Origin of the sequence: Sneathiella sp. (genome assembly GCF_036844445.1) — a bacterium.
Taxonomy (GTDB): Bacteria; Pseudomonadota; Alphaproteobacteria; order Sneathiellales; family Sneathiellaceae; genus Sneathiella.
Window position 1 is genome coordinate 150,982 of the sequence record NZ_DAIUFV010000002.1, and the last position, 19,914, is coordinate 170,895.

At 61.7% G+C, this 19,914-nt stretch carries 14 protein-coding genes; 7 read left to right on the forward strand and 7 right to left on the reverse strand.

Annotation, left to right across the window (positions count from 1 at the left end; genetic code table 11):
* The first annotated feature begins 18 nt into the window (after positions 1 to 18).
* The 7 genes from V7Z56_RS04065 (at position 19) to V7Z56_RS04095 (ending at position 11,367) form a co-directional block, all read left to right on the forward strand.
* Entirely contained in the window at positions 19 to 3,651 is a 3,633-nt protein-coding gene (locus V7Z56_RS04065; RefSeq protein WP_334128077.1) for an efflux RND transporter permease subunit, read from the forward strand.
* Positions 3,652 to 3,731: 80 nt separating this feature from the next.
* The gene (dctP, locus tag V7Z56_RS04070; protein ID WP_334128078.1) at positions 3,732 to 4,757 is read left to right on the forward strand and encodes a TRAP transporter substrate-binding protein DctP; all 1,026 of its coding nucleotides are present in this window, start codon (positions 3,732 to 3,734) and stop codon (positions 4,755 to 4,757) included.
* 105 nt (positions 4,758 to 4,862) lie between these two features.
* Complete coding sequence (gene pgi, locus V7Z56_RS04075; RefSeq protein ID WP_334128079.1) at positions 4,863 to 6,488, forward strand: glucose-6-phosphate isomerase; 1,626 nt, start codon at positions 4,863 to 4,865, stop codon at positions 6,486 to 6,488.
* Between the two features lie 230 nt (positions 6,489 to 6,718).
* Positions 6,719 to 8,989: a heavy metal translocating P-type ATPase gene (locus V7Z56_RS04080; RefSeq protein WP_334128080.1), complete on the forward strand. Its 2,271-nt coding sequence runs from the start codon at positions 6,719 to 6,721 to the stop codon at positions 8,987 to 8,989.
* Positions 8,990 to 9,077: 88 nt separating this feature from the next.
* The gene (locus V7Z56_RS04085; RefSeq protein WP_334128081.1) at positions 9,078 to 9,662 is read left to right on the forward strand and encodes an HdeD family acid-resistance protein; all 585 of its coding nucleotides are present in this window, start codon (positions 9,078 to 9,080) and stop codon (positions 9,660 to 9,662) included.
* Positions 9,663 to 9,814: 152 nt separating this feature from the next.
* Positions 9,815 to 10,549, forward strand: a complete 735-nt coding sequence (locus tag V7Z56_RS04090) for an SDR family NAD(P)-dependent oxidoreductase (RefSeq protein ID WP_334128082.1) — start codon at positions 9,815 to 9,817, stop codon at positions 10,547 to 10,549.
* Positions 10,550 to 10,587: 38 nt separating this feature from the next.
* Positions 10,588 to 11,367: an SDR family NAD(P)-dependent oxidoreductase gene (locus V7Z56_RS04095; protein ID WP_334128083.1), complete on the forward strand. Its 780-nt coding sequence runs from the start codon at positions 10,588 to 10,590 to the stop codon at positions 11,365 to 11,367.
* 34 nt (positions 11,368 to 11,401) lie between these two features.
* On the opposite strand, the gene V7Z56_RS04100 is transcribed toward V7Z56_RS04095, so the two are convergent.
* The 7 genes from V7Z56_RS04100 to V7Z56_RS04130 all read right to left on the reverse strand — a co-directional run bounded on the left by V7Z56_RS04100 (position 11,402) and on the right by V7Z56_RS04130 (position 19,759).
* Positions 11,402 to 11,866 carry a MaoC/PaaZ C-terminal domain-containing protein gene (locus V7Z56_RS04100; RefSeq protein WP_334128084.1) on the reverse strand — a complete coding sequence of 155 codons (465 nt, stop codon included), beginning with the start codon at positions 11,864 to 11,866 and terminating at the stop codon, positions 11,402 to 11,404.
* Between the two features lie 56 nt (positions 11,867 to 11,922).
* Positions 11,923 to 13,110, reverse strand: coding sequence for an MFS transporter (locus tag V7Z56_RS04105; protein WP_334128085.1), 1,188 nt, complete (start codon positions 13,108 to 13,110; stop codon positions 11,923 to 11,925).
* A 51-nt stretch (positions 13,111 to 13,161) separates the two neighbouring features.
* Positions 13,162 to 13,671, reverse strand: coding sequence for a nuclear transport factor 2 family protein (locus tag V7Z56_RS04110; protein ID WP_334128086.1), 510 nt, complete (start codon positions 13,669 to 13,671; stop codon positions 13,162 to 13,164).
* Between the two features lie 23 nt (positions 13,672 to 13,694).
* Positions 13,695 to 14,672 carry an NAD(P)H-dependent flavin oxidoreductase gene (locus V7Z56_RS04115; RefSeq protein WP_334128087.1) on the reverse strand — a complete coding sequence of 326 codons (978 nt, stop codon included), beginning with the start codon at positions 14,670 to 14,672 and terminating at the stop codon, positions 13,695 to 13,697.
* A gap of 140 nt (positions 14,673 to 14,812) precedes the next feature.
* Positions 14,813 to 16,483 carry an acyl-CoA dehydrogenase family protein gene (locus V7Z56_RS04120; protein WP_334128088.1) on the reverse strand — a complete coding sequence of 557 codons (1,671 nt, stop codon included), beginning with the start codon at positions 16,481 to 16,483 and terminating at the stop codon, positions 14,813 to 14,815.
* Between the two features lie 49 nt (positions 16,484 to 16,532).
* A complete protein-coding gene (locus V7Z56_RS04125) occupies positions 16,533 to 18,419 on the reverse strand; it encodes an acyl-CoA synthetase (protein ID WP_334128089.1) in 1,887 nt (628 codons plus the stop codon).
* A gap of 155 nt (positions 18,420 to 18,574) precedes the next feature.
* Complete coding sequence (locus V7Z56_RS04130; RefSeq protein WP_334128090.1) at positions 18,575 to 19,759, reverse strand: NnrS family protein; 1,185 nt, start codon at positions 19,757 to 19,759, stop codon at positions 18,575 to 18,577.
* Between the last annotated feature and the right edge of the window lie 155 nt (positions 19,760 to 19,914).

Genomic DNA, 19,914 nt, shown 5'->3' on the forward strand with positions numbered 1-19,914 from the left:
TGAGGAAGAGGCCTGCCGGTGAAAGACATAACGGAAACCCATAACACGGCCCGCTATTTCACAGAGCACAGGAACATCGCCTGGGTGCTGCTGATTGCCGTCCTCTGCTGGGGGCTGTATGGCTATCTCGCCATGCCGAAGGCCAAGGATCCGGCGATCGAGGTGCGCGTCGCCTCCATCATCACGAGCTGGCCGGGCGCCGATGCGACGAAGATCGAGCAGCTCGTGACCCGTCCGATCGAGCGGCAGATCGCGCTCAGCTCGACCCTGCATCCGGTGACGCCAACGAAATTCGCCATCAAATCCATGACGCTGCCGAGCCTTTCCATCGTGCAGATCCAGCTCGATGAGGATATCAGCGACACCAAATCGGCCTTCAACGAGATCAACCTCAACCTGCAGGCGCTGCAGCTTCCGGCCGGCGCGGGGCCGATCCAGTTCAATGACGGCTTCGGCGATACCGCCGCCATCCTGCTGACCATCGCGAGCCCGACGGAGAGCCCGGTTGAAATCTCGCTCCGCGCCCGCGATATCGAGCGCGGGATCGAGGCGGCGCGGGCAAATAACGGCAACAACAACGCGGACCGGCGCTCGCTCGTTGTCGTGCTGCCGCGCGATATCGCCCTCTCCCCGCTGCTTCGCAATATGGATCTGTTCAAGAATTACCTGCTCGATGCCGAGGCGATTTCCGATCCTGTCAGCCTGAATGGCGCGGGCTTTATCGGCCTTGATTTCACGGCAAAGCAGACGGATGCGGAGATCCTCGCGCTGCTCGATCAGTTTCTGCGATCGAAACTCTCGCAGGTGAGTTTCCACGAGGACGCCTGGCCGGCGCTCATTATTGACAATCCCGCCCAGACCGAGGCGAACCTTCTCAAGTCGCCCGGCGGCAAATACAGCTATCGCGAACTGGATAACTTCAGCAACCTGATCATCCGCAACCTTCAGACGGTGCCGCTGGTGACCGTGATCAACACCTCCGGCACGGTCGATGAGCGGATTTATCTTGAATATTCGCAGGACCTGCTCGCCTCCTACGGCCTGACGCCGGGGGATGTGAATAACGCCATCGCGGCGCGCAATAGCGACATCTCCGGCGGCGAGATGCATGTCGGCGGCATTAACGTGCAAATCGAGCCGACCGGCAAATATGAAAGCTGGGAGGAGATCGGCGATACCACCTTCACGAAATCGCCGACCGGCGCGCCGGTCTATCTTCGCGATATCGGCGAGGTCGTGCCGGGATATGTGTCACCGCCGACCTTCCTCAACTATTACAACTGGCGGGATGAGGACGGCAACTGGCAGCGCGGCAAGGCCATCTCGCTTGCCATCCAGATGCGCGACGGCGGGCAGATCGGCAAGTTCGGCGAGGCGGTCGAGGCGGTGCTGAGCGAAGTCCGCCCGCACCTGCCCGATGATCTTGTGATCGAGCGGATCTCCGATCAGCCCTCGCAGGTGGCGGAGAATATCGACCTCTTCATGACCGCGCTGAACGAGGCGATCATCCTCGTCGTCGTGATTTCCTTCCTCGGCTTCTGGGAATGGCGCTCGGCGGTGCTGATGATGCTCTCGATCCCCATCACTCTCGCCATGACCTTCGGCATTATCGACGTGCTCGGGATCGAGTTGCAGCAGGTCTCCATTGCAACGCTGATCATCGCGCTCGGGCTGTTGGTCGATGATCCGGTGGTGGCGGGCGATGCGATAAAACGCGGCCTTGCCGAGGGACAGCCGCGCACGCTCGCCTCCTGGCTCGGCCCGACCAAGCTCGCCCACGCGATCATGTTCGCGACCATCACCAATGTCGTTGCCTATCTGCCCTTCCTGATGCTGTCGGGGAATACGGGGGAATTTCTCTACAGCCTGCCGATCGTCATGACGACGGCGCTGGTCAGCTCGCGGATTGTCTCGATGACCTTCCTGCCGATGCTCGGCTATTATCTCCTCCGCCCGCACAAGCGGGAGGAGCGGACGATCGAGGAGCGGCGGAGCCGCGGCTTCACCGGCTATTACTACAAGGTCGGCAGCTTCCTGATCAATCATCGCAAGAAGGCGCTGCTTGTCTCGCTGCTTTTCATCGCGCTCGCCATTCCGCTCGGCAAAACGCTGAAATCGTCCTTCTTCCCCGATGACGTGCAGTATATCTTCTATGCTGACGTCTCGCTCCGCAACAACGCGACGATCTATGAGACGCGCAAGGTGACCGAGCAGGCCGTCGCGATCGTGCAGGAGGTGGCGCGCGATTTCGGCGAACGGTTCAATGCCGAGCGCGGCGGCGATCCGCTGCAATCCATCGCCAGCTTCATCGGCGGCGGCGCGCCGCGCTTCTGGTTCTCCGTCACGCCGCAGCTGCATCAGCGCAACTATGCCCAGCTTGTCATGCAGGTGAATAACAAGGAAGTAACCGGCGAGATCATTCCGCATATCCAGCGCGCGCTGAGCCGCGGCATCCCGGACGCTATCATCGATGTGCGCCAGCTCCAGACCAACCCCGTCCCCTACCCCGTCGAGATCCGCCTCTCGGCGCGCTCGGCGGTGGAATCGGAGGGGCCGGAATCGGAGGCGGAGATCGCGACGCTTCGGCGCCTGTCGGCTGAACTCATCGAGCTGCTCGCCAAAAGTCCGCTCGCCGCGCGGCCGCGCGACGACTGGGGCGGGGAATCGCTCCGTCTCAAAATCGAGATCGATGCCGACCGGGCGTTTCTTGCCGGCGTCAGCAACCAGAATATCGCCGCCTCCTCCTCGGCCGGGATCAACGGCAATGAAGTGACGACCTTTCAGCGGGGCGACAAGAATATTCCGGTCGTCACCATCCTGACCCCGCGCGAGCGGGCGCAGCTTTCGGATCTCGATAATCTCTATGTCTTCCCCGCCGTCGGCACGACGATGGTTCCGCTCGGCCAGATCGCGACGGTGAAATATCAGCTGCATACCGAGCGGATCCTGCGCGAGGAGCATTTCCGCACCGCCAATATCCGCACCTTCCCGCTGGCGGGAGTTCTGCCGTCCGAGGTGATGAACGAGATAAGAAGCGATCTTGAGGCTTTTGCAAAGCGCCTGCCACCCGGATTTTCGCTGGAGATCACCGGCGAGGAAGCCAATGCGAAGAACGGCTTCCAGCAGCTTGTCATGGTGCTCGGCGTCTCGGTTGCGCTGATCTTCATCGCACTCGTGTTCCAGTTCAAGAGTACGGTGAAACCGTTCATCGTCCTTGCCGCGGTCCCGTATGGCGTGATCGGCGCGCTGATCGCGCTTGCGATAACCGGCAGTCCGTTTGGCTTTATGGCCTTCCTCGGAATTGTCGCGCTGATCGGCGTGATTGTGAGCCATATCATTGTCCTGTTCGACTTTATCGAGGAGATGCACCATAAGGGCGAGCCGCTCCGCGAGGCGCTGCTCGATGCCGGCATCGTGCGGCTTCGCCCCGTTCTGATCACGGTGGGAGCGACAATCTTCGGGCTGATCCCGCTCGCCGTGCATGGCGGCCCGCTTTGGCAGCCGCTCTGCTATGCGCAGATCGGCGGCCTCGCCATCGCCACCTTCACGACGCTGCTGCTGGTCCCCGTTATTTATTCGATCTTCGTGCTGGATCTTCGGATTGTGCGCTGGGAGGAAAATGAATCGGGCCTTGTGCAAGCGAACGCGTGACAAATCGGCAAAATTTTACGATAGTATTCAATAATAAACTTCCATCCACCTAAAGAAGCAGAGTAAAAACGCGACGTGTCATGGGAATATTCAAGCTGAAGTATTTGTCCGCCATTCTGCTTGCCCTCGCTTTCGCCTCCGTTAGTAACGCGACAGCCGTGACTCTCGGAGCGAAATCCATGCGCTGCAGCCATCAGCTGCCGCCCGATAATCATATCGCCAAGGTGATCGACCAGTGGGCCGCGGAAATCGAAATGCTCACCAACAATCGCATCGACGTGCAGATCAATGGCGCCAACAGCCTGGTCGATGCGCCGCGCAACGCGATGGCGGTGCGGGCCGGTGAAATCGAATGCGCCTTTTCCATCAACAGCCAGTGGGCGGACAGCCTGCCGCTGATGGCGGTGACGCTGGAGCCGTTCGCGCTGCATAATGTCGATACGCTGAAGCGCTGGGACGGATCGCCGGCGGCCGAGCTGCTCAATGACGAGATCGCCGAGCTTGGCATCACCAATCTGGTCTGGCTGTTCACCACCTGGCAGACGGCGATCACGTCGAAAGGCGACTTTCTGATCGCGCCCGAGGATTTCAAGGGCGTGCGGATCCAGGGCCTCGGACCGCATTCCAATGCGGCCTTCGAGGCGCTCGGCGCGATCCCGGTCGACATGAGCGACGCGGACGCCGTGAAAGCGCTGAAGGCGGGGGATCTGGACGCGGGACTGACCAACATCTCCTCGGCGCTCTCGTCGAACTTCTACGCGGTGCAGGATCACATCACCATTCTGCCGCTGTTCGCCGTCTATTATAACGGCTACATCAATTCGGAATGGCTGGCGACGCTGCCGAGCGAATATCAGAAGGCAATCGAGGAAGCGAGCCGGAAAGCGACGCTCTGGGCGATCGAGGCGAGTGAGATAGCCGCCGCCGCCGTCCCGCGGCTTCTCAAAGAGGAAGGGGTAAATATCCATCTTGCGACGGCAAAGGAGATTGCGGCGCTGCAGGATATCATGCGGCCCGCCTTCAACCAGGTGTTTCTCGACAGAACCGGCGACAAAGGCAAGACGCTGCTCCAGCTCATGAACGACTTGGAACTGGAGATGCCATAATATCGCCTTTTAGAAAAATTATCCCTGTTTTTGTAATTCCTTAACCTGCAACGGCGTAGCCTTTGCCGGATGAATTGACGCGATAAGCAGAACAGGAGAGACGGCATGCGCGAAGATATTTGGTCGTCCCTGGCCGAATATTACGAAAAGATCCGGAATGTCCCTCTTGTCGCGTTGTTTGAGCGCGATCCCCGCCGCTTCGACGATTTTTCCATCGCCCTCGATGACATGCTGCTGGATTATTCCAAGACCGCGCTTGACGTCGAGGCGCGGCGCCTTTTGGTCCGCCTTGCCGAGACGGCGGATGTCGCGGGCCGGCGCGATGCGATGCTCGGCGGCGAGATCGTCAACCGGACAGAGGGGCGCGCCGCCCTCCATACCGCGCTTCGCAACCGCTCGGGCAATCCCGTCATCGTCGCGGGCGAGGACGTCATGCCGGGAATCAACGCAACGCTTGACGCGATGCGGGATTTCGCCGACGGCATCCGCAGCGGCAGGATCACCGCGAGCGATGGCGGCGGGTTCACCGATGTGGTCAATATCGGCATTGGCGGCTCCGATCTTGGGCCCGCCATGGCGACCCGCGCCCTCGCGCCCTATCATGACGGCCCGCGGCTGCATTTCGTCTCCAATATCGACGGGGCGGAGATTGCCGATCTCTTGAAAACGCTCGAACCGGAGCGCACTCTTTTCATCATCGCCTCCAAGACCTTTACCACCATCGAGACCATGACCAATGCGGAAACGGCGAAGCGCTGGATGCAGCGCGCGCTCGGCGCCCGCGCGAGCGAGCATTTCGCAGCGGTCTCGACAGCGCGGGAGAAAACCGCGGCCTTCGGCATCGACCCTGCGCGCGTATTCGGCTTTGCCGACTGGGTGGGCGGGCGTTACTCCGTCTGGGGGCCGATCGGCCTGCCGCTGATGATCGCCATCGGGCCCGACCGCTTCATGGAGTTTCTTGGCGGCGCGCATGAGATGGATCGGCATTTCGCGGCGGCGCCGATCGAGCGAAACATGCCGTTCATGCTGGCGCTTGTCGGGATCTGGCACAATAATATCTGCGGTTATGCGAGCCGCGCGGTTCTTCCTTACGATCAGCGCCTTGCCCGCCTGCCGGCCTATCTCCAGCAGCTTGATATGGAAAGCAACGGCAAGCGGATCACCGACGCCGGTGAGGTGATCGCCCGCGACAGCGGCCCCATCGTCTGGGGCGAGGTCGGCACCAACGGCCAGCATGCCTTCTACCAGCTTCTGCATCAGGGCAGCCGCGTCGTGCCGTGCGAATTTCTGGTCGCCGCAGAGGGGCATGAAGCGGACCTTGCACATCATCACGCGCTGCTGCTCGCCAACTGCCTCGCCCAGTCCGAAGCGCTGATGACGGGGCGAAGCTATGAAGAGGCGGCGGCACGGCTGACGCCCGGGGAGATGGCAAGAGACGATCTTGACCTCGCAAGGCACAAGACTTTTCCCGGCAACCGCCCCTCCACAACGCTCCTCTATCGCAGGCTTGATCCGCGCAACCTCGGGCGCATTCTTGCCCTTTATGAGCACCGCGTCTTCGTGGAAGGCGCGATCTGGAACATCAACTGTTTCGACCAGTGGGGCGTCGAGCTTGGCAAGGAGCTCGCCGCAAGCCTGCAGCCGATGATCGGCAACGCCGGCGCGGCGCGAGACAAGGACGGCTCCACCCGCGGCCTGCTCGCGGCGATTGCGCGCCTTCGCTGCGGCTGACCCGGCGCGCACGCCGCTCCCCTTTTCAAGAAATTCCGTGTCACGGCTTGCGGGCGCAGGCGAGGCTGCTATTCTGGCCGCCGGAGACATCTCTTGTTTCCCTGATCTTTTTCCCGATATCTAGTATGCTTCCCGGACCGGACCTGGTCGCGCGGCGCGAAGAGCGGTGGCAGAAAGTAAGTAAGATGACAGAGGCTGATTTGGAAACCAGGATTGATCCTGTATGCGGAATGACCGTCAAGCTCGGCATTGGCAAGCCGACCCATGCGTATAACGGGGAAGACCATCATTTCTGCGGGCAGAAGTGCCACGACCGCTTCGCCGCCGATCCTTACTTTTATCTCAGCGGCAACCACAGGAAGCGGCAGAAATCGGCGCCGAAAGCGGCGCAATATACCTGCCCGATGCACCCCGAAGTCATTTCCGACACATTCGGCGACTGCCCCAAATGCGGCATGGCGCTCGAACCCGTCGGCGCGCCGACGGATGACGGTCCTAACCCGGAGCTGAAGGACTTCACCCGCCGCTTCTGGGTCAGCCTGCTACTCGCGGTGCCGCTGATGGTGATCAGCATGGGCGAGATGGTCGGCCTGCCGGTGCATCACTGGATGTCGCCACAAGCTTCAAACTGGCTGCAGTTTGCGCTCGCGACCCCGGTCGTACTTTGGGCGGCGCTTCCCTTCTTCCGGCGCGGCGTCGCGTCAATTGTCAATAGAAGTCCGAACATGTGGACGCTGATTATGCTGGGCGTCGCGGCGGCCTATGGCTTCAGCGTTGTTGCGACGCTGTTCCCGGATAGCTTCCCCGCCTCCTTCCATATGGTCCCGGGCGTCATGCCCGTCTATTTCGAGGCGGCGGCCGTGATCATCGCGCTTGTGTTCCTCGGGCAGGTGCTGGAGCTTCGCGCCCGCGAGCAGACCGGATCGGCGATCCGCGCGCTGCTCGGCCTTGCGCCCAAGACCGCGCGGCGGATCAATGCCGATGGCAGCGAATATGATGCGCCGCTTGAAAACATTCTTGTCGGCGACATGATCCGCGTCCGTCCCGGTGAAAGCATTCCCGTCGACGGGGTGGTGACCGACGGCTATTCGGCAGTCGATGAAAGCATGCTGACGGGCGAGCCGGTCGCGGTCGAAAAGATTGCCGGCGACAAGCTCACAGGGGGGACGCTCAATGGCACCGGCGCGCTCGTGATGCGGGCCGAACTGGTCGGCGCCGATACCATGCTGTCGAGAATTGTCGATATGGTGGCAAGCGCGCAGCGCTCCCGCGCGCCCATTCAGGGATTGGCGGACCGGGTTGCCGCGTGGTTCGTGCCGGCCGTTGTCCTCGTCGCGATTGTCGCCTTTGTCGTCTGGAGCCTTGTCGGGCCGGCGCCCGCGCTTATTCACGCGCTTGTCGCCGCTGTCTCCGTTCTTATCATCGCCTGCCCCTGCGCGCTTGGCCTTGCGACGCCGATGTCGATCATGACGGCGACCGGGCGCGGCGCGCGCGCCGGCGTGCTGATCCGCGATGCCGAGGCGCTTGAGCGCTTCGCGGGCGTCGATACGCTTGTCGTCGACAAGACCGGCACGCTGACCGAAGGGCGGCCGCGCCTCACCGATGTTGTCGCCGCCACAGCGGGCGGCGAGAGGGAGCTTCTCACCCTCGCCGCGGCCCTTGAAAAAGGATCGGAGCATCCGCTCGCCGAAGCGATTGTCGCCGGCGCGACGGAGCAGGGCCTTCGCCTCCCCGATGCGCGCGATTTCAACGCCGTTGTCGGCATGGGCGTCGAGGGACGCATCGACGGCCGGCAGGTCGCGCTCGGCAACAAGGCGATGATGGACCGGCTCAATATCCCGCTCGGTGACATGGAAGCAAAAGCGATCGCGCTGCAGCAGGAGGGCAAGACGGCAATGTATGTCGCGAGTGACACCGCAATCCTCGGCCTTGTCGCCGTCGCCGACCCGATCAAGGCAACGACGGAAGAGGCAATCCGCAAGCTGCATGACCTCGGCCTCACCATCATCATGGCGACCGGCGATAACGAACGCACGGCACGGGCGGTCGCGGCGCGGCTGAATATTGACGACGTCCGCGCCGATGTGCTGCCGGCGGGCAAGCAGGCGCTGATCAATGAGCTGCGGGCGAAGGGCGCACGGATCGCGATGGCAGGCGACGGCGTCAACGACGCCCCGGCGCTTGCCGCCGCCGATGTCGGCATCGCCATGGGCACCGGCGCCGATGTGGCGATGGAGAGCGCCGGCATCACACTGGTGAAGGGGGATCTGACGGGTATCGTCCGGGCGCGGAAACTCGCCATTTCAACGCTTCGCAATATCCGGCAGAATCTTTTCTTCGCATTCGTCTACAACGCCGCGGGTGTTCCGATTGCCGCCGGTATTCTTTATCCCGTCACCGGAATGCTGCTCTCGCCCATGATTGCGGCGGCGGCGATGAGCTTCTCGTCGGTGTCGGTGATCGCCAACGCGTTGCGGCTGCGCGGCATCAAACTGGACTGACGCGTATTTCTCGGAAATTTTTCGCTTCTTGTTTGCCCGCTTCCCGATTTATAATATGTGACACCATCGGTTATTCGGGGAGCGCGCCATGAGTGAAATTACTCCGCCCGGTCTGGACGATCTGAGACAGAAGATCGCCGCCGAACTGTCCAATCATTGGAAGCTGATCCTGTTTCAGGGCATCCTGCTTGCCATTCTCGGCATCGGGGCCATCCTGCTGCCGCAGATCGCGACGCTCGCGGTCAATATTTTCATCGGCTGGCTGCTTGTCATCGGCGGAATTTTCCGCGCCATCACCCTCTTTCAATCGCCGCGGCTTCCCGGTACCGGCTGGTCGATCCTCGCGACGCTTCTGGCCATCGTTGTCGGTGTCCTGCTTCTCGCCAAGCCGTTTGAAGGCATATTGACGCTGACCATGGTGATGATCGCCTTCTTCATCATTCAGGGCATTCTGTCGATCATGATGTCGCTGCATTATCGCAAAATCGTCCGCAGCTGGGGCTGGACACTGCTGAGCGGCATCGTCGATCTTATCCTTGCCTATCTGATCTGGCAGGGCTGGCCCGACACCGCGACCTGGGCGATCGGCCTTCTGTTCGGGATCAATATGCTGTTCGCCGGCGTGGCGCTGATCATGGCGGCCCTCGGCCTTCGCACGCACGCACAACTCTAGCGCCGCGCCCATCACGGACGGGCGCCGACGGCCTCGCCGGGCGCCCGTAATCGCGCGGAATTTTCGGGCCCGCCAATGGCGTCACGTCGCGAGGGCTTTACTCGCCTGCCCCTCCGCCCTTACACTCACATAAAACAATAAGGGGGGAGAAGATGGCGGATCTCGATTTTTCAGGGAAAACGGCGCTCGTTGTTGGCGGATCGAGCGGGATCGGCAACGGGATTGCGCAGGCGCTTCGCGCCCGAGGCGCGGCGGTGCATGTCTGGGGAACGCGCGCGAACGCCGCAGACTATGCCGGCGACGAAGGCTCCGATCTCGACGGGCTGCATTATGCGCAGATGGATGTCGCCGATTTCGATGCGATCGAGGCCTACAGCCCGCCCTTCAAATCGCTCGATATCCTCGTCCTCTCCCAGGGCACGGTCGTCTATAGCCGCGGCGAATTCAAAATGCCGGGCTGGCTCAAGGTCATGGATATCAATCTCAACAGCCTGATGGCCTGCGCCGCCCGCTTCGATGCGATGCTGGAAAAGGCGAAGGGATCGCTCATTATCATCAGTTCGACCGCCGGCTATCATGCGACCAAGGGCAACCCCGCATATAACGCCTCGAAAACCGGGGCGATCGGCCTTGTCCGCACGCTCGGGCAGGCCTGGGCGCCGCGCGGCATCCGCGTCAACGGCGTGGCGCCGGGGCTTGTCGATACGAAGCTCACCAAGGTGACCACCGGCAATCCGAAACGGCGCGAGGCGGCGATTGCCGGGATACCGCAAGGACGCCTCGGCACGCCCGAGGATATCGCGGGCGCAGTCCTCTATCTCGCCTCCCCGCTCGCCAGCTACGTCTGCGGGCAGACACTTGTGGTCGACGGCGGACTTATTCTGTAACCTGTTGAAAATAAAACCAATAAAAAGGAAACAACACCATGGCAAGACTTTCGAAACTGAGCCGGTCCATCGCGGGCAAGACAGCCCTGGTCACCGGCGCAGCGAGCGGTATGGGCCGCGCCACCGCCTATCTTTTCGCCGATGAAGGAGCCAATGTCGCGGTCACCGACGTCAATGCGGAGGGCGCCGAGAAAGTCGCGGCGGAAATCCGCGCCGCTGGCGGCAAGGCCGAGGCATGGGCGCTGAACGTCGCAAGCAAGGAAGATATCGAACGGGTGACGAACGCCGCCGCGGAAAAATTCGGCGGCCTCGATATCCTCATCAACAATGCGGGGTTTTCCGATCACATCATGGTCGAGGACGATGGCTTTGAAGAGAACTGGGCGCGGCATATTGGCGTGCTCCTGACCGGGCATGTCCGCATGGTCCGCGCCGCGCTGCCCTATCTTAAAAAATCGGACGGCGGGCGCATCGTCAATATCTCGTCAACCGAGGGGCTCGGCGCAACGCCCGGCATCGCGCCCTACACCTCGGCAAAGCATGGGGTGATCGGCCTCACCCGCTCGCTCGCCGTAGAGCTTGCGAAATACGGGATTACGGTCAACTGCATCTGCCCGGGCGCGGTCCATACCGGCATCACGTCACGCTACAAGGATGAGCATAAGGAGATTTATGCCCGCCGCCGCATCCCGCTGAAGCGCTACGGGGAGCCCGAGGAAGTGGCGCATGCGACGCTCAGCCTGGTCCTGCCCGCGGCGTCCTATATCAACGGCGTCGCGCTTCCCGTCGATGCCGGGATGACGATCAAAAACGCATGAGGAGAGGGCGCCCGGACGCGGGCACCCCTGATGCTCAACTGCCGTTCCGGCACTTTACGAGGCGGAGCGGCGTATATTCGATCACCGTCTGGCCACGCTGATTAACGATGCGGTTGCGGGTCCGAACAAGCCCGCGACCGCGCTTCGAGGTAAGACGCGCCTCAACCACCTCGCATTCCACATGAATGGTATCGCCGGCGATCACCGGCCCTGCGACATTCAGTTCCATGCCGAGAAAGGCGACGCCGGTATGCTGCAGGCTGGCCGATAGGACGAGACCTTCGGCGATGGAATAGACAAGCGCGCCCGGCGCGACGCGTCCGCCCTTGATATCGGAATGGTGGGCGAGATATTCGAGATCCGTGAACAGGACTTCCGTCATGCCGGTTGCGCCGACGAAGTTGACGATATCCGCCTCGGTTATCGTACGGGCAATGGTCCGAAAGCTCCGCCCGATCGGCAGATCCTCATAATGCAGTCCCAGTCCGAGTGTTTCCATAAAGCCTTTCCTTCACTTGTTATTGCTTGCTGCTGATATCGTGGTTTTATATCAGTTTACGAGTCTCTTTTGGGACTCGCGCTCATCAGCCAGAGGCCAGCCGCCGCGACGATGACCGCGCAGAGGCCATAGGCCTGCCAGTATTCGCCCGTCTCCCCGATGATGAAGCCGAATACGGTCGGCATGAGCAGGACGCCGAGCGCCATCACGCTCGCGCCGAGCGCGGTTGCCTCCGTCCGGTAGGCGCCGCCATGCTCGGCAAAGGCGGCATAGATCAGCCCGCTGAAGCCGCTCGCGGTGGCTCCTGCAACCGCAGCGACCGCAAAGAGGGCTGAAAGCGGCCAGCTTTCGGAAATCTGCCCGGCGGCCAGCGCCGAGACGGCGATCAGCAGCCCCATCATGCCGATCAGGCGAATGGAGGAGATGAATCTGTCCGCAATCCAGCCCCAGACCGGACGGGTGGCGACGCCGAGGATCTGATAGACGGCGAGCACCTGCCCCGCGGTGACGAGATCAAGCGCCGCGCGCTCGGTCAGCTGCAGGACGAGAAAGCCGATAAAGCAGAGCTGGATCCCGGCATAGAAGAAGCTGCTGAGCGACAGGCGCCGCATCAGCTTGTCATCGCGCAGCAGCAGGAACGGGCGCCAGAATTCGGTTTTAAAAAGCTGGTGGGCGGGCTTTCGCCCCTGATCCCAGTCCTTGCGATAGAACTGCAAAATCACCAGCACGACGAGAAGCGGCACGATCTGCAGCCAGAACGCCCCCCGCCAGCCGACATATTGGGACACCCACGGCAGGATCAGCGCGGCCAGCACGCCGCCAAGCGGGACGCCGATCTGGCGGATCGAGAAAACGAGATTGAGCGTCTTCGGATCGGTGCGCGGCATGAGAAGATGCGTCGAGGCCGGCGCGGCCGCACCATAGCCGCAGGCGATCACCACGGCGCAGATCGCCATCGCGAGGACACTGCCGAGCCCGCCAATCACCAGCATGAGAATGGCACAGACGAGAATGAACTGACCGACGCGCACGGCGCCGAATTTCTGAATGAAGTCGGGCGAGAATAGCGCGGAAAAAACGCTGAGCCCATAAAGGGTCGCAACAAAATAGCCGATCAGATGACCGTCGACGCCGAGATCGCGGGCGATATCGGGCGCGAGCGTCGGCGCGGAGAACGCCGCCATCGTGGCGAGCGTCTGCATCGCCATTGTCAGGATAAGCGGGGCGAGGGGAAATCGGCTCATCGGCGGTGAACTGCCGTCGCTGCCAGGCACAGGATTACTTTCGGACATCTGTCAGGATCCGTCTCTCCAGGATCCCTTCTCCCGCGCGAGATAGCGCCCCGTCGCCGGTTCCGCGATCAGCAGTTTCGCCCATTTCGCGCAGACTTTCGCGAGCCGCTCCGGCGCGATGCCGAGCTGCGCCATGGCAACGCCGCCATTGACGGATTCCCGGTAATCAGAAATCAGCCCGTCCCGCAGCTCAAAGCGGCTGATCCCGTCGATAACGACCCGTTTCCCCGCAAATTCGGGCACGGTCGATGTGAAGCTCGAAAGGGACGAGGCGTAGGCGAGATTACCCTTGCAGACGGGATCGAACATCTCCCATCGATAATCATCGCCCGCATCGCGGTGGAACAGCGCCGACATCATATGCGCAATATCGGCGCGGCCCTTGTGATCGCCATAGATATAGTCGTGATAGACCGCATCTTCGGTGAAGCAGGCGGCGAAGGCGTCTCCGTCGCCTGCTTCCGCCGCGGCGGAGAAGCGCGCGAGAAGCTGTCTGAACTCTTCCGTCTCCATGACGATCCTTTCAGGCGCACGTGTCAGGCGGCAACCATCTTTGCGAGACGCTTTGTGATGATCTCTTCCGCATCGCCCATGATACGGTCGATCAGCTCCTTGCAGGTCGGGATGTCGTGGATCAGGCCCGCGACCATGCCGCAGCTCCAGGCCCCGGCTTCAACGTCGCCCTGTTGCATGACGCGCGGGTAAACGCCGCCGACGAGATCGACGATATCCTCAATCCTGGTGTTGGCGCCCTTTTCGCGCTCGATCTCGATCACTTTCTCAACCGCGCTGTTGTTCAGCACGCGCTCGGTGTTGCGCAAGGGGCGCATGATAAGGCGGGTGTCAAGCTCGCTCGCGGCAACGATTGTTTCCTTCACATTCTGATGGATCGGCGCTTCCTTGGTGACCATGAAGCGCGTGCCCATATTGATGCCGTCCGCGCCGAGCGCGAGAGCCGCTGCAAGCTGCTGGCCATTGCCGATACCGCCCGAGGCAACGAAGGGCACTGTCAGCTCCTCAGCCGCGCGCGGCAGCAGGATCATGTTCGGAATGTCGTCTTCGCCCGGATGACCGCCGCATTCAAAACCATCGACGCTGACCGCGTCGCAACCGATCTTTTCGGCTTTCAGCGAATGGCGAACGGAGGTGCATTTGTGGATGACCTTGATGCCGGCATCTTTAAGCTGCGGCATGTAGGCTTCAGGGCTGCGGCCGGCCGTCTCAACGATCTTCACGCCGCCCTTGATGATGGCGTCGATATATTCCGGATAGGGCGGCGCCTTGAATGTCGGCAGGAAGGTGAGGTTGACGCCAAAGGGCTTGTCCGTCATATCCTTGCAACGCGCGATCTCGTTGGCGAGATCTTTCGGCGTCGGCTGCGTCAGTGCGGTCAGGATGCCGAGCCCACCGGCATTCGAGACGGCGGATGCCAGCTCCGCAAGCCCGACGAAATGCATTCCCCCTTGAATGATCGGATGTTCGATACCAAAAAGTTCGGTGATTCTAGTTTTCATGGATGTCTCCAATTGTTGTCGTTGTTGTTCTTTATAGAAAGGGATCACCCGTATCGCAATCTCCGTCGCAGGGGGAACCATCAGGATGTTATTTTTATTCAGAATGGTGGGCTGCTTTCGACTTGTCCTCCGCTGGCTGGTTACAGAGCCGCTCCCGCCCGGCTCAGAATAGTAGTGAAATCCGTGCCTTCGGCAAGTGTTCCGTACGCGCCGGACCAGTAATCGCCAAAGCGGGACGCGCAGAAGGCCTCCGCGACGGCATCCGGGGCATGCCGGACGAGCAGCGCCCCTTGCCAGGCGAGCGCCATCATTTCCGTAATGCGGCGCGCTGTCGTCTCAAGGCCGCCGCTGTCGCGGATCATGGCCTGCAGTCTTTGCAGATGGGCATCCAGAAGATGGTTTCCGCCGCGCGCCTTGTCGACTTCCGCAAGGAACGCGTCCAGCGCCCCGGCATCCTTATAGAGCGCGCGCAGCACATCGAGGCAGATCACATTGCCCGATCCCTCCCAAATGCTGTTGACCGGCGCCTCGCGGTAAAGCCGCGGCAGGATGCTCTCCTCGATATAGCCGGGGCCGCCGTGACACTCCATCGCCTCATAGACGAAGTTGGGGGTACGCTTGCAGATCCAGTATTTGCCGACCGCCGTGCCGATGCGGGCGAGCGCCGCCTCCGCCGGATCCTTCTCCGCCGCGCTGATGGCGCGGCCAAGGCGGAGAAAGAGCGTCGTCGCCGCCTCCGATTCCAGCGCAAGATCGGCCAGAACATTCTGCATCAGCGGCTGCTGGATCAGTTTCTTCTGGAAGGCCGAGCGATGCGAGGCATGATGCAGCGCCTGCGTCAGCGCCTGACGCATCAGCGAGGCCGAGCCAATGGCGCAATAGTAGCGGGTGCCCTGCACCATCTCGATGATGGTGCGCACGCCCCGCCCCTCCTCGCCGAGCATCACGCCCCAGCAATCGACGAATTCCGTCTCGGCGGAGGCGTTGGACTTGTTGCCGAGCTTGTCCTTCAGCCGCTGCAGATAAAGGCCGTTGCGTGTCCCGTCCGGGCGAAAGCGCGGCAGCAGGAAGCAGCTGAGGCCATTCTCCGTATAGGCGAGGGAGAGAAAAGCGTCCGACATGGGGGCGGAGCAGAAGAATTTATGTCCGGTCAGCAGATAAGGCGCCCCTTCCCCGGTAGCGGTGCCTTCCGGCCGCGCTTTCGTCGAGTTGGCGCGCACGTCCGAGCCGCCCTGCTTCTCGGTCATGAACATGCCCATGGTGATGCTTTTCTTCTCCGCCGCCGGGATATCGCGGGGATCATATTCCGTGCGCAGGAGACGGGGGATCCACTCATCAGCGATAGCGGGCGTCGCTTTCAGGGCCGGCACGACCGCATAGGTCATGGCCATCGGGCAGAGGACGCCGCCCTCGATCTGGTTGAGGAGATAGGAGAGCGCGCCATGCGCCACATGATTGCCGGGGCGCGGATTGTTCCACGCGAAAGTCGGCACGTCATTGCCGATGGCAAGCGCCATCAGGTTGTGGTAGGCGGGATGAAAAGTCACCTGATTGATGCGCCGCCCGTTTCGATCGAACGCCTTCAGCTCCGGCGGATAGCGGTTGGCCTGATTGGCCCATTCCAGCACCTCCTCCGTGCCGACCTTGGCGGCGAAGTCGCTGACCGTCGCCTCCGCCCAGGCCGCATCCTCGCGCCTCAACCCTTCCTGCAGCGGCCGGTCGATGCCGAAAAGATCCTGCCTCTCCAGCGGCGGCGGGACGTTCGTCACCTCATGCGTCGGCAGCTGCGTGATCGGGCTTCGGATAGTCATATCGCTCTCCCTGAGAATTGCGCGTCCCCTCTTATATACAGCCAGCCGCTCACCCCGGCCAGACGACTTCATGACGGAGCGTGTAGGAACCAAGCTTCTCGGCGATCAGGGGCGCAAGCGTCTCCCGCTCGCCGCCACGCACCGTCACCGTCGCAACGGTGCCATGGACGGGGTGATTATCCACCGTCACCGCAATATCGGTACCGTTCTGACAAAGCGGCGCAAGTTCGGAGGTGAACACTTTTACCGCGGCATCATAGCGGAGGCTCGGCTTGAAGATCTTACCGACGCCGGTAAGCGGCATGGCATCGAGGATGGTGAGATCGGCGGGATTGGCGGCCCGCTCCGGGATGCGCTCCCGGGCGAACTCGCGAAGTTCCTCCGCTGACACCTTGGCGCCGGGCTTCAGCTGCACATAGGCGACGGGCATTTCGCCGGCGTATGAATCGGGCCGGCCGACGGCGGCGGCAAGCTCGACCGCGGGATGCGCATGCAGCGCTTCTTCGATGATCAGCGGGTCGATATTGTGGCCGCTGCGAATAATGATGTCCTTCGCCCGGCCGGTCAGCCAGATATAGCCGTCCTTGTCAATACGGCCAAGGTCGCCCGAGCGAAGCCAGCCGTCCCGCGTGAAGGTCGAGCGATTATGCTCCGTCTGCACATAGGTAGTGACGATATAGACGCCCTTCATGATAATTTCGGCGATCTCATCCGCTTCCGCGAAGCGTTCGATATTGCCGTCAGCATCAATATGGGCGGAGGCAATCTCGACATAGGGAAAACGCACACCGACAGAGCCGAAGCGGGCCTCGCCATTCTGCGGCTGCATCGTAGTGAAGCATGTCGTCTCGGTCATGCCGTAACCTTCGAGGATCGGGGCTTTGGCGTAAGCGCTCAGCGCCTTCAGCACCTCGACGGGCGCGGCTGAGCCACCCGTCAGCCCGGCGCGGAGCGAACTGATATCGCAATCGCCGATAGGAACGCTGAGGAGCGCCGAGAGCATGGTCGGCACGCCGCCCAGCACCGTGATGCCGTATTTCTCCACCAGCCGCCAGTAATTGCCGACCACCAGCGGATCGCGAAACCCCTGCGGGCTTGCGATGACCAGCGTGATACCGTTCATGATGGGGACAATGCCGACAACGATGGAGCCGCTGATATGAAACATCGGCAGGCCGGCAAGCAGGCAATCCTTATCCGAATAGCCGAGCCCGAAACCGCTGACGGCGATCTGCGAGAGCTGCATGCGGTTGGTATGGGGGACGAGCTTCGGAACGCCTGTGGTCCCGCCCGTGTGGTAATAGCCGACGACATCGTCGGGATCGTCATTTGTCGGCCCGTTGATGCGGCGCGCATCCTGTTTGGCGATCATCTCATCGAAGGGGAAAATCTTCTTCCCGTCGCATTCCGAGCTGCCGCCGAGCACGTAAACCGCTTTGAGGTTCGGCATCTTCTCGATCACATAGGCGGCCTTGTTCCAAAGCTCCTCACTGAGCGCGCGCCCCGTCGCGATCAGGATCGTCGCGTTGGCGGCCTTGGCGATGCCGAGGATATGCTCAGGCTCGAGCAGCGGGTTGACGGCATTCACGGTGCCCACCGCTTCCGCGCCGAACATGGTGAAATAGGCCTGCGGACAAAGCGGGATGAGATAGGTCACCGTCTCGCCTTTTTTAAGGCCCGCCGAGAGGAAGAGATTGGCCGTCTGGTTGACCTTCTCAAGCAGCATGGAATAGCTGATGACCTTCGGCTCGCCGAGCGGATCTCCAAGCGGCAGCGCGATCAGCGACGGCTTGTCGCCATACTGTTCGACCACCTTGCAAAGCGCCTCATAGACGCTTCGATACGGCACCCATTCTTCGAGCGGCCGCTGCTCGAACGCCTCGACATCCTTGAGGCTGACGAAGGACGTATTGAATTTTGTGAAGGCTTGTGCCATCGCGTTTTCTCCCTGTTCCCTGGCGAAGATGGTTCACCATCTTTCGTTGATCATCATGATGCCAGATACGAGACGGGATACAACCGAAAATTATATAATCTTACCCGCATTGACGCGGGCGCCACGCCTCTGGCGCCCGCCGGATTGCCGCGGCGCTACTGCCGGGCCCTGAAAATCTGCGGGCTGAAGGAAAAGGCGTATCCGAGGAATGCCAGCATCCAGAAAACCGCCGAGCTGTAGAGCAGAATCGTATAAAATTCGGGGATAAACTCCGAGATGATGCGCGTCACCCCGGCGAGCACTACGCAGAGGAAAACGAGGCTGCCGCGCACGCCCGCAATAAGGGGAGAGCCGGAGTGGCCGAGCGTCGCCCGAACCATCACCGAGAGCGTCATAACGCCGATCGCGCCTACGCCGAGCGCGTGGATGCCGGCGAGCGCCGGGAAGCTGTAGGGGAAAAAGCCGGCAAGGGCGAGTAGCAGAAAGCCGACCGGAATGAACAGATAGCCGACATGCAGGACCAGCACCAGCGGATCACTGAACGTGCGCACGCCCTGCCAGCGCGCGAGCCGCAGGAACTGCAGCACGGCCGCCGGGAAAAACAGCGTTGCGGCGATCATTCCGGTGTCGAATATGATCCACATGATGAGCGCCAGAACCGAAATGCCGATCGCCATCCCGTCGAAGCGGTTGAAGGCGACGGGCAGCCGCCCCGGCGCCTGCCGCATGAGCCAGTTGCGGGTAAACGCCGGGATGATCCGCCCGCCGATCAGCATGATGAGGATGATCGCCGCCATCATCGCGAGCCGGCGGCTGTAATAGCTGCTTGCCTCGAAATGCGCCTCCAGATGGAAGCAGATGTTCGCCAGCAGCAGCAATGAAAAGGGCACGACGACCATCAGGTTGCGCCAGTTTTTCCCCGCAATGATCTCGTTGGTGATGATTGCCAGAATGGCGGCGAGAAACAAGAGATCGACCACCATGGTCGCCACCCAGCCGAGCGAAGCGGAAAAGACAATCGCAAGGCGGCCGGCGAACCACAGAAGCGCAAGCAGCAGGAGCGGCACCCCGCGCACCGGCGGACGCCCCGTCCAGTTCGGAATGGCCGTGAACAGAAATCCCGTCACGATCGCGGCGAGATAGCCGAAGTAGATCTCGTGAGTATGCCAGTCGGCCGGAGCGAAATCGGAATGGAGCGAGAGATGGCCGAAGAAGAGCGGCACCCAGACGAGGATCGACAGCCCCGCAAAGAGCGCGCCCAGGAAAAAGAATGTCCGATAGCCATAGCTCAGGAAGGCCGGCCCTGTGTATTCTCTTACTCGCGGAATTGCCATCGTCATGTCCTGTTTCTCCGGAAGCGGAAGAGTTAAATCGCCCGCCCTTCTCAAAGGTGAAGGGCCTGTCCGGCTCCGGCCATTGCGACCGTCGCGCGGTCGATCAATCCGATCCTACCGCCGAGACAGAGGGAGAGGCAACCAAAGACCCTGAAATAATG

Coding starts and splice junctions, on each gene's coding strand:
- dctP (WP_334128078.1), top strand. CDS start 3,732: ATGGGAATATTCAAGCTGAAGTATTTGTCCGCCATTCTGCTTGCCCTC.
- pgi (WP_334128079.1), top strand. CDS start 4,863: ATGCGCGAAGATATTTGGTCGTCCCTGGCCGAATATTACGAAAAGATC.
- V7Z56_RS04080 (WP_334128080.1), top strand. CDS start 6,719: ATGACCGTCAAGCTCGGCATTGGCAAGCCGACCCATGCGTATAACGGG.
- V7Z56_RS04085 (WP_334128081.1), top strand. CDS start 9,078: ATGAGTGAAATTACTCCGCCCGGTCTGGACGATCTGAGACAGAAGATC.
- V7Z56_RS04090 (WP_334128082.1), top strand. CDS start 9,815: ATGGCGGATCTCGATTTTTCAGGGAAAACGGCGCTCGTTGTTGGCGGA.
- V7Z56_RS04095 (WP_334128083.1), top strand. CDS start 10,588: ATGGCAAGACTTTCGAAACTGAGCCGGTCCATCGCGGGCAAGACAGCC.
- V7Z56_RS04100 (WP_334128084.1), bottom strand. CDS start 11,866: ATGGAAACACTCGGACTGGGACTGCATTATGAGGATCTGCCGATCGGG.
- V7Z56_RS04105 (WP_334128085.1), bottom strand. CDS start 13,110: ATGAGCCGATTTCCCCTCGCCCCGCTTATCCTGACAATGGCGATGCAG.
- V7Z56_RS04110 (WP_334128086.1), bottom strand. CDS start 13,671: ATGGAGACGGAAGAGTTCAGACAGCTTCTCGCGCGCTTCTCCGCCGCG.
- V7Z56_RS04115 (WP_334128087.1), bottom strand. CDS start 14,672: ATGAAAACTAGAATCACCGAACTTTTTGGTATCGAACATCCGATCATT.
- V7Z56_RS04120 (WP_334128088.1), bottom strand. CDS start 16,483: ATGACTATCCGAAGCCCGATCACGCAGCTGCCGACGCATGAGGTGACG.
- V7Z56_RS04125 (WP_334128089.1), bottom strand. CDS start 18,419: ATGGCACAAGCCTTCACAAAATTCAATACGTCCTTCGTCAGCCTCAAG.
- V7Z56_RS04130 (WP_334128090.1), bottom strand. CDS start 19,759: ATGACGATGGCAATTCCGCGAGTAAGAGAATACACAGGGCCGGCCTTC.